Origin of the sequence: Longimicrobium sp. (assembly GCF_048594345.1) — a bacterium.
Lineage (GTDB): Bacteria > Gemmatimonadota > Gemmatimonadetes > Longimicrobiales > Longimicrobiaceae > Longimicrobium.
The window spans coordinates 82,680-91,093 of record NZ_JBMDXM010000083.1 but is presented as its reverse complement, the minus strand read 5'-3'; the positions used below and the strand labels follow the sequence as shown (position 1 = coordinate 91,093).

The window sequence follows — 8,414 nt, the reverse complement described above, 5'->3', positions numbered from 1 at the left end:
GTGGAGAACGAGCACGGCGTGTTCCAGGCGCACGCCTACCGCTACTCGGCGGACCACAGCGCGTTCATCGTGGAATGCGACGAGCGCTCGTGGACCAACGCTGGCTTCGACCGGATGGACGAGGCCCAAACGGTGGCGGAGTGCGAGCGGGTGTTCGCGCCGTGGCTGGACGGCCATCCGCTGGAGAGCAACGCGCCGCACATGCGCTCGCCGTGGATCCGCTTTACGCGCGTGAGCTGCGGGCGCTGGTTCCACGTCGCGGCCCAGCCCGCCCCCATCGTGCTGATGGGCGACGCGGCCCACACGGCGCACTTCTCCATCGGCAGCGGGACCAAGCTGGCCATGGAGGATGCCATCGTGCTCGCGCGCGTGCTCAATCCGCCTAACACGGAGTGGGACGAGGGACTTCTGGACGACGCGCTGGCGGAGTACGAGGCAGAGCGGATGACGGACGCGCTGCGGCTGCAGAACGCCGCGCGCAACTCCATGGAGTGGTTCGAGAACGTGCGCCGGTACATCCACCTGGACCCGCCGCAGTTCGCCTATTCGCTGCTCACGCGCAGCCAGCGGGTGAGCCACGAGAACCTGCGCCTGCGCGACAGCGCCTACCTGTCGGGCGTGGAGCGGTGGTTCGCCTCGCGCGCCAGCGGGCAGGAGCCGGAGACGGCGCCCCCGCCCATGTTCACGCCGTTCCGCCTGCGCGGGCTGCGGCTGGAGAACCGCGTGGTGCTGTCGCCCATGGACATGTACTCGGCCGTGGACGGGCTGCCCAACGACTTCCATCTCGTGCACCTGGGCTCGCGCGCGCTGGGCGGCGCGGGGCTGCTGATGACGGAGATGACGTGCGTGAGCCCCGAGGCGCGCATCACGCTGGGGTGCACGGGGATGTACGCGCCGGAGCACGTGGGCGCGTGGCGCCGGGTCACCCGGTTCATCCATACGAACAGCCGGTCAAAGATCTGCCTGCAGCTGGGCCACAGCGGCCGCAAGGGCGCCACGCGGCTGATGTGGGAGGGGATGGACGAGCCGCTGCAGGACGGCGGCTGGGAAGTGATGGGCCCGTCCGCCATCCCCTACGGCCCGCGCAACCAGGTGCCGCGCGAGATGTCGCCGGAAGACATGGACGTCGTCATTCAGCAGCACGTGCGCGCGGCGGCCATGGCGGCCGAGGCGGGGTTCGACATGATCGAGTTGCACTGCGCCCACGGCTACCTGCTGTCGTCGTTCATCACGCCCATCTCCAACCGCCGGACGGACGAGTACGGCGGAACGCTGCAGAACCGGCTGCGTTTTCCGCTGGAGGTGTTCCGGGCGATGCGCCTGGCGTGGCCGGAAGACCGGCCGATCTCCGTGCGCATCAGCGCCACCGACTGGGTGGAGGACGGCATCAGCGCCGACGAGGCGGTGCAGGCTGCACGTGCGTTCGGCGCCGAAGGGGCCGACATCATCCACGTATCGACGGGACAGACCACGCCGGATGCGCGGCCGGTGTACGGGCGCATGTTCCAGACGCCGTACAGCGACCGCATCCGCAACGAGGCGGGGGTGCCCACCATCGCCGTGGGCAACATTACCGAGGCGGACCAGGTGAACGGCATCATCGCCGCGGGGCGCGCGGACCTGTGCGCGCTGGGCCGCCCGCACCTGGCCGACCCGCACTGGACGCTGCACGCCGCCGCGCAGCTGGGGTGGACGGAGCAGCCCTGGCCCAACCAGTACCTGAGCGGCAAGAGCCAGCTGGAGCGCAGCCTCAAGCGCCAGCAGGAGATGCTGGGCACCTCCACCATCTGAGGGCCATGACGGACGGACGGTTCCTGGAGGGACAGCTGGCCGTGGTCACCGGCGGCGGGCGCGGGATCGGCGCGGCGATCGCGGAGGCGCTGGCGGCGGCGGGAGCGTCGATCGCGCTGCTGGGCCGCGACAAGCCCCCGATGGAGCGGCAGGCGAACGCGATCGCGGCGGCGTACGGGGTCACGGCCAAGTTCGCCACCTGCGACGTGGCCGACGAGGCATCCGTCACCCGCGCCTTTGGGCTGGTGCGCGAGACGGTGGGCGAGCCGCGCATCCTGGTCAACAACGCGGGGCAGTCCGCCGGCGTCGCGTTCACCGAGACGACGCGCGACACGTGGGACCGGATGATCGGCGTCAACCTGACCGGCACCTTTCTGTGCACGCAGCAGGTGCTCCCGGCCATGCTGAAGGCCAACGCGGGGCGCATCGTCAACATCGCCAGCACGGCGGGGCTCAAGGGATACAGCCACACCGCCGCGTACTGCGCCGCCAAGCACGGGGTGATCGGCCTGACCCGCGCGCTGGCGATGGAGACGGCGAAGAAGGGGATCACCGTCAACGCCGTCTGCCCTGGCTACACGGACACGGAGATGGCCGCCTCCGCCATCCGCAACCTGGTGGATGCCGGGCGCACGGAGGAGGAGGCGGCAAAGGCGATCACCCGGGTGATGCCGATCGGGCGGCTGATCCGGCCGGAGGAGGTAGCGTCGGCGGTGGCGTGGCTCTGCTCGCCGGACGCGGCCGCCGTCACCGGCCAGGCCATCGCCGTGGCGGGCGGCGAGGTGATGTAGGCATGCCCATGTCCTCCGAGACCCGGCGTCTGGAGGTCCTGAACGAGGTGGCGCGCATCGCCACGCTCGATCTTGAGATGCGCCCCATGTTCCAGCGCGTGGCCGACGTGCTGCGCCAGAAGTTTGGATGGGAGTACGTGGCGTGCTGCTCGGTGGACTGGGAGCGCGGCCTGTTTGTGTGCGAGGCGCTTTCCACCGACATGCCCTCCGCCATCCACGTGGGGTACAGCCGCGCGCTGGGAAGCGGCGTGGTGGGCGAGGTGGGGCTGACGGGCCGCCCCATCCTGCTGGACGACGTAGTCGGCGCATCCAACTTCGTGGACACCCTGCCTGGCGCCGCCGCGGAGCTGTGCGTGCCCGTGTGGCACGGGGGGCGCACGGTGGCCGTCATCAACCTGGAAAGCACGCGGCCGGGCGCGTTTCACGGCCAGCTGCCGCTGCTGGAGACGGTGGCGGAGCAGGTGGCCGGCGCCATCGCCAACGCGCGCCTGTACGACGAGGTGCGGCGGCGGGCGCGGCTGCTGGAGATGGTGCGCGAGGTGAGCAAGGCGGCGATGGACGCGGGCGAGCTGCACCTGCTGCTGCAGCGCATCGTGGACTACGTGCACGCGCACTTTCCGCTCGCCACCGCCGCCATTTTGCTGGTGGACGAGGAGCGCGGCGAGTTTGAGCAGGCGGCGGAGGCGGGCGGGGAGCCAGGGGTGCCCGTCAACCTGTCGTGGCCGCTGTCGCAAGGCGTCGTGGGCCGCGCCATCCGCACGGGCGAGCCACAGCTGGTGGCCGACGTGGCCGCCGACCCGGACTACATCGTCGCCGATCCGCGGGTGGTGTGCGAGTACTCGGTGCCCATCCGGCTGGGCGGGCGCATTCTGGGCGCGCTGAACCTGGAGAGCCCCACGCACGACGCGTTTACACCCGAGAACCAGGCGGTATTCCGCACCTTTGCCGACCAGCTGGCGGGCGCCATCCACATGGCCGCCATCAACCGCGAGCTGGAAGAGGCCAACGCGCGCCTCACCCGGGCCAACCGCCGCCTGTCGCGCCTGTCCTCGCGCGACGGGCTTACGGGGATCGCCAACCGCCGCCGCTTTGACCGGCGGCTGGCGCTGGAGTGGCGGCGGGCGGCGCGCACGGAACGGCCGCTGTCGCTGCTGATGGCCGACATCGACTGCTTCAAGGACTACAACGACCTGCACGGCCACCAGCGGGGCGACGACTGCCTGCGCCAGGTAGCCAGGGGGCTTGCGGAAAGCCTGCACCGCGCGGGCGACCTGGTGGCGCGATACGGCGGCGAGGAGTTCGCCGTCCTGCTCCCCGACACCGACGAGGGCCACGCCACCACCACCGCCGAGATGCTGCGTGCCCGCGTGGAGGCGATGGCCATTCCCCACGGCGCGTCCGGCGTGTCTACCGTGGTTACGCTCAGCCTTGGGATCGGCACCGTCCGCCCGGCCGCGGGATTGCATCCCCGCTACCTGGTGGAGCTCGCGGACCGGGCGTTGTACCTGGCCAAGGGTGAAGGCCGCAACCGCGTCCGCGCCGTGCGGGAAGGTGAGCGGGTGAACGGGTGAACGGGCGGAATGCGGCTCCGGTGCGAGGGTTGAACCGGGAACGTGCCGCCCGCAGGAGCGAATGAATTCGCGGCAACAACGTCACGCTGTCCGCCTGCGCGGACACGGCGGCCCGGCGGTGCGCGGCGTTCCAGGCACCAGCGCATCCGCAACCGGGCAGGATCGGCTTAATCCGCACGCGGAACGCGGAACCCTCGCAGGCAGCACCTGCGCAACCAGCATCGGTTTCAGCAACTGACGCACTCTCGTACCTTCGTACCTTCGTACCTTCGTACCTTCGTACCTTCGCACCTTCGCACCTTCGTACTCTCGCCCTGTCTCTCGCATGACCACCAAGCTCCTCGCCGCCGACTTTCGCCCCCAGCACTTTGCGTGGGCCGTGGACGGGCCCGTCGCCACCATCACGCTCAACCGGCCGGAGCGGAAGAACCCGCTTACCTTTGAATCCTACGCCGAGCTGCGCGACACCTTTCGCCAGCTGGCGTTCGCCACCGACGTCAAGGTGGTGGTGATGACGGGCGCGGAGGGCAACTTCTGCTCGGGCGGCGACGTGCACGAGATCATCGGCCCGCTGGTGCGGATGAAGGAGGAGGGGCGGATGGACGACCTGCTCGCCTTTACCCGGATGACGGGCGACACGGTCAAGGCGATCCGCGCCTGCCCGCAGCCGGTGATCGCCGCGATCGACGGGGTGTGCGCGGGCGCCGGCGCCATCCTGGCGATGAGCAGCGACCTGCGGCTGGGGACGGAGCGCAGCAAGGTAGCCTTCCTCTTCACCCGCGTGGGCCTGAGCGGCGCCGACATGGGCGCCTGCGCACTGCTGCCGCGCATTATCGGGCAGGGGCGCGCGAGCGAGCTGCTGTACACCGGCCGGTCGATGGACGGCGCCGAGGCCGAGCGCTGGGGCTTCTTTAATCGCCTGATCCAGCCCGATGCGCTGCTGGACGAGGCGCACGCGCTGGCCCGGTCGCTCGCCACCGGCCCCACCTTCGCGCACGGGATGACCAAGCGCGCGCTGCACCAGGAATGGTCGATGGGGGTGGACGAGGCCATCGAAGCCGAAGCCCAGGCCCAGGCCATCTGCATGCAGACCGAGGACTTCGCCCGCGCCTACCGCGCCTTTGCCGCGAAGGAAAAGCCGGTGTTCGAGGGGAACTGAGGGAAGTCCGAAAGTGCGGAAGTGCGAAAGTGCGGAAGTGCGGAAGTAGAGGCGGGGCGTCCAAGGTTGTCGTTCTGAGGCCCGCCCACGCCGGCCCCGCCTCTCGCGCCACGGGTCGCAGGGCCGAAGAATCTAGGCTCCGCGAGCTCGAACCCGGACGCGGCTGCCCGCACCACAGTCGGGCGGCACGTTACCGGTTCAGATTCGCATCGTGTTCACTCGCGCCCTGCGGGCGGACGGGCGGATCTTGATGTGGATGGATCAGAAACTCGATGAGTGGACTCGCCCCATAAACGCAAAAAAGCTCCGCTGACTGCGCGGGGCTTCGACCACCGAATCCTCGTAGACGATGTGACTCGGCTTGCGGCGTCAGGGCAGGATCCACCCTATGACGGAAACGATCCAGAAGATCACCGAAAGAAGCATCGGAAGAAACGTCAGGCCGACGGCGAAGATCGTTCCCTGACGGAACAGCAGCGGCCCCAGGTTGGGCGCGTTTCGCCCCCACATCAGCCGGGCCAGGAGCTCGATCATCCATCCCAGCGTGTAGCACACGTTCGCCAGCGCGCCGTAGAATGCCGCACCCACCAGCACCTCCAGGGACACGTACACTGAGTTCGGAGGGAGCGCGGCGAAGAACACCATACCGATGAGCGACACCAGGCCCGTGGCACCCAACACCTGGTTGAAGACCAGGCGGCGCGATTCCCACCAGCGGATGGTGGAGAGCGGTGTGCGGCGCCTGTCCGGCAGCGGATACAGGATTTCGACCAACCCCGACATCGTATGTACCTCCTGTGAAGGATCGTGAAAGACCATCGGTCGCATCTCTGTACGGAGGTCGCTTTAAAAAAGTTTTAAGCCACCTTGATTTAACGTATCCACCTCCCGTCGTTGAGCGCGCCCCCGTCCGCGAAGGCGGACAGTGTGATGTTGTTGCCGTGCTCCAGCGGCAGCCTCCACGTGGCTCAATTCTGGAGGCTCACACCAGTACCTCCAGTCCGCGAAGGCGGACTTCGTGTGGTTGTTGCCACGAATCCATTCGCCCTTGCCGCCTCGAACTCTTCTTCAGATGCCCGACCGCACCTTCCTCGCCTGGCCCTTCTTTACCGACGCGCACCGCGGGCTCGCGGACGAGCTGGAGGCGTTCGTGCGCGACCGGATCGCGCCGATGCCGCACGACGAGCGCGACGTGGACGGCGCGTGCCGCGAGCTGGTGCGGCGGCTGGGCGCGGCGGGGATCCTGCGGCTGTGCGTCCCCGCCCCGTACGGCGGCGCGCACGCGCGGCTGGACGTGCGCTCCCTCTGCCTGGCGCGCGAAACGCTGGGGCGCGCGTGGGGGCTGGCCGACTTCGCGTTCGCCATGCAGGGGCTGGGCAGCGGCCCCATCTCCCTCTTTGGCTCCGACGCGCTGAAGCAACGGTATCTGCCGCCCGTGGCGCGCGGGGAGCGCATCGCCGCCTTTGCGCTATCGGAGCCCGACGCCGGCTCGGACGTGGCGGCGATGCAGACCACGGCGCGGCGCGTGGACGGCGGGTACGTGATCGACGGCACCAAGACGTGGATCAGCAACGCCGGTATCGCCGACCACTACGTCGTCTTCACCCGCTTTCCCGAAGCCGGCGAGCGCGGCTATGCGGCGTTCGTGGTCGATGCGGACAACCCCGGCCTGCGCGTGAGCGAGCGCATCGACGTGATCGCGCCGCACCCGCTGGGCACGCTGGCGTTCGACGGGTGCCGCGTGGCCGCGGACGCGCTGGTGGGCGAGGCGGGCGCGGGGATGCGCGCGGCGCTGGGGACGCTGGACGTCTTCCGGACGACGGTGGGCGCCGCGGCGCTGGGCTTTGCGCGGCGCGCGCTGGACGAGGGCGTGCGGTGGACGGGCGAGCGGCAGGCGTTTGGCAGGCCGCTGCGCGATTTTCAGCTCATCCAGGCCACGCTGGGCGAGATGGCGCTGGAGGTGGACGCCAGCGCGCTGCTGGTTTACCGCGCCGCGTGGACGCGCGACTCCGGCGCGGAGCGCGTCACGCGCGAAGCCGCGATGGCCAAGCTGTACGCCACTGAAGCCGCCCAGCGCGTCATTGACGCCGCCGTGCAGATGTTTGGCGGACGCGGCGTGGTGAGCGGCGCGCCGGTGGAGACGCTGTATCGCGAGATCCGCGCGCTGCGCATCTACGAAGGCACCAGCGAGATCCAGAAGTTGGTGATCGCCGGTCAGCTCTTGAAAGAGACAGGCGGATGACGATGAACTCCTGGCTCGCGCCGCCGCTGCGGCGCTTCGCGGGCACCGCGGCCATGCTGCTGGCCGCCGACACCGCCGTCACCCGCGCCCTGGACGTGCCCGCCGATCTGCCGCCGGTCGACGTGGACCGCGTAGTGGTGCTCGAGCGCGGTATTCCGGTGCGCGACATTCGCGACCCTGCCGCTGTGGCGCGGATCGTTCAGTTCGTCCGCGGCCGGCAGGCTGGGTGGCTGCCCATCCCTCTCACCGCCGCCATCCCCGACATCTCGCACCTCGCCTTTTACCGGCACGCGGAACTCCAGGGCTCAGTCTTCTGGAACGCGCACAACCTGGGCGCCTCCTCTGGCCTGGAGACGGCCGTTCGTCCGCTCACCCGTAGCGAGCTTGCCGAGCTGCGGCGTCTGGTGGAGCCATGATGAGGCCATGGAAGGTGCGGGCGCTGCGGCGCTTCGTGGGCACGGCGGTCATGCTGATTGGCGGGCAGGCTTTCATCCATCGGCTGCTGTACGCCCCGCCCGATTTGCCGTCGCACCGCGTGGACCGCGTGGTGGTAGTGGATCCGGAAGATTTCGTATACGAGATCCGCGACCCCGCCGCCGTGCGCCGCCTCGTAGCGTTCATCCGCGCGCCAAAGGAGAAAGAGCCGATGCGGATGCCGGACTTCATCCACAGGCCCAACGATTCGTGGAGTGCGGCCTTCTACCGCGGCGAGCGGGTGGAAGCGGAGCTGGTCTGGGCTGGCCGGGCCATCATCTTTTCCGTCGCGCACAACCAGAACGTCTGGTACTTTCTCAGCGCCGAGGAAGGCGCCGAGCTTCAGCGGCTGACGGGCCGGAGCTCGGGGTAGCTTCAGACACTGG

8 protein-coding genes are annotated in these 8,414 nt (G+C 69.5%); 7 read left to right on the top strand and 1 reads right to left on the bottom strand.

Annotated features, from left to right (window positions below):
- The 4 genes from ACOJUJ_RS09225 to ACOJUJ_RS09210 all read left to right on the top strand — a co-directional run.
- A partial coding sequence (locus tag ACOJUJ_RS09225; RefSeq protein ID WP_420126570.1) for a bifunctional salicylyl-CoA 5-hydroxylase/oxidoreductase occupies positions 1-1,791 on the top strand: 1,791 nt, incomplete at its 5' end.
- Between the two features lie 5 nt (positions 1,792-1,796).
- Positions 1,797-2,582 (top strand): SDR family NAD(P)-dependent oxidoreductase, encoded by a 786-nt coding sequence (locus tag ACOJUJ_RS09220; RefSeq protein WP_420126569.1) that lies wholly within the window; start codon positions 1,797-1,799, stop codon positions 2,580-2,582.
- Positions 2,583-2,590: 8 nt separating this feature from the next.
- Positions 2,591-4,153 carry a diguanylate cyclase domain-containing protein gene (locus ACOJUJ_RS09215; RefSeq protein ID WP_420126568.1) on the top strand — a complete coding sequence of 521 codons (1,563 nt, stop codon included), beginning with the start codon at positions 2,591-2,593 and terminating at the stop codon, positions 4,151-4,153.
- A 325-nt stretch (positions 4,154-4,478) separates the two neighbouring features.
- Complete coding sequence (locus ACOJUJ_RS09210) at positions 4,479-5,312, top strand: enoyl-CoA hydratase family protein (protein WP_420126567.1); 834 nt, start codon at positions 4,479-4,481, stop codon at positions 5,310-5,312.
- 369 nt (positions 5,313-5,681) lie between these two features.
- On the opposite strand, the gene ACOJUJ_RS09205 is transcribed toward ACOJUJ_RS09210, so the two are convergent.
- Positions 5,682-6,095 (bottom strand): hypothetical protein, encoded by a 414-nt coding sequence (locus ACOJUJ_RS09205; RefSeq protein WP_420126566.1) that lies wholly within the window; start codon positions 6,093-6,095, stop codon positions 5,682-5,684.
- A gap of 289 nt (positions 6,096-6,384) precedes the next feature.
- Between ACOJUJ_RS09205 and ACOJUJ_RS09200 the strand changes: the two genes are divergently transcribed.
- Genes ACOJUJ_RS09200 through ACOJUJ_RS09190 form a run of 3 tightly spaced genes read left to right on the top strand, consistent with a single transcriptional unit; the run spans position 6,385 to position 8,401 of the window.
- Positions 6,385-7,554 (top strand): acyl-CoA dehydrogenase family protein, encoded by a 1,170-nt coding sequence (locus ACOJUJ_RS09200; protein ID WP_420126565.1) that lies wholly within the window; start codon positions 6,385-6,387, stop codon positions 7,552-7,554.
- Entirely contained in the window at positions 7,551-7,970 is a 420-nt protein-coding gene (locus ACOJUJ_RS09195) for a hypothetical protein (RefSeq protein WP_420126564.1), read from the top strand. The genes ACOJUJ_RS09200 and ACOJUJ_RS09195 overlap by 4 nt, the downstream gene beginning before the upstream one ends.
- Positions 7,970-8,401 carry a hypothetical protein gene (locus ACOJUJ_RS09190; protein ID WP_420126563.1) on the top strand — a complete coding sequence of 144 codons (432 nt, stop codon included), beginning with the start codon at positions 7,970-7,972 and terminating at the stop codon, positions 8,399-8,401. Before ACOJUJ_RS09195 ends, ACOJUJ_RS09190 begins: the two co-directional genes overlap by 1 nt.
- Positions 8,402-8,414: the final 13 nt, after the last annotated feature.

Bases quoted from the DNA above. Each gene is read 5' to 3' on its own strand.
- ACOJUJ_RS09220 (WP_420126569.1), top strand. From the start codon at position 1,797: ATGACGGACGGACGGTTCCTGGAGGGACAGCTGGCCGTGGTCACCGGC.
- ACOJUJ_RS09205 (WP_420126566.1), bottom strand. From the start codon at position 6,095: ATGTCGGGGTTGGTCGAAATCCTGTATCCGCTGCCGGACAGGCGCCGC.
- ACOJUJ_RS09195 (WP_420126564.1), top strand. From the start codon at position 7,551: ATGACGATGAACTCCTGGCTCGCGCCGCCGCTGCGGCGCTTCGCGGGC.
- ACOJUJ_RS09190 (WP_420126563.1), top strand. From the start codon at position 7,970: ATGAGGCCATGGAAGGTGCGGGCGCTGCGGCGCTTCGTGGGCACGGCG.
- ACOJUJ_RS09215 (WP_420126568.1), top strand. From the start codon at position 2,591: ATGTCCTCCGAGACCCGGCGTCTGGAGGTCCTGAACGAGGTGGCGCGC.
- ACOJUJ_RS09210 (WP_420126567.1), top strand. From the start codon at position 4,479: ATGACCACCAAGCTCCTCGCCGCCGACTTTCGCCCCCAGCACTTTGCG.
- ACOJUJ_RS09200 (WP_420126565.1), top strand. From the start codon at position 6,385: ATGCCCGACCGCACCTTCCTCGCCTGGCCCTTCTTTACCGACGCGCAC.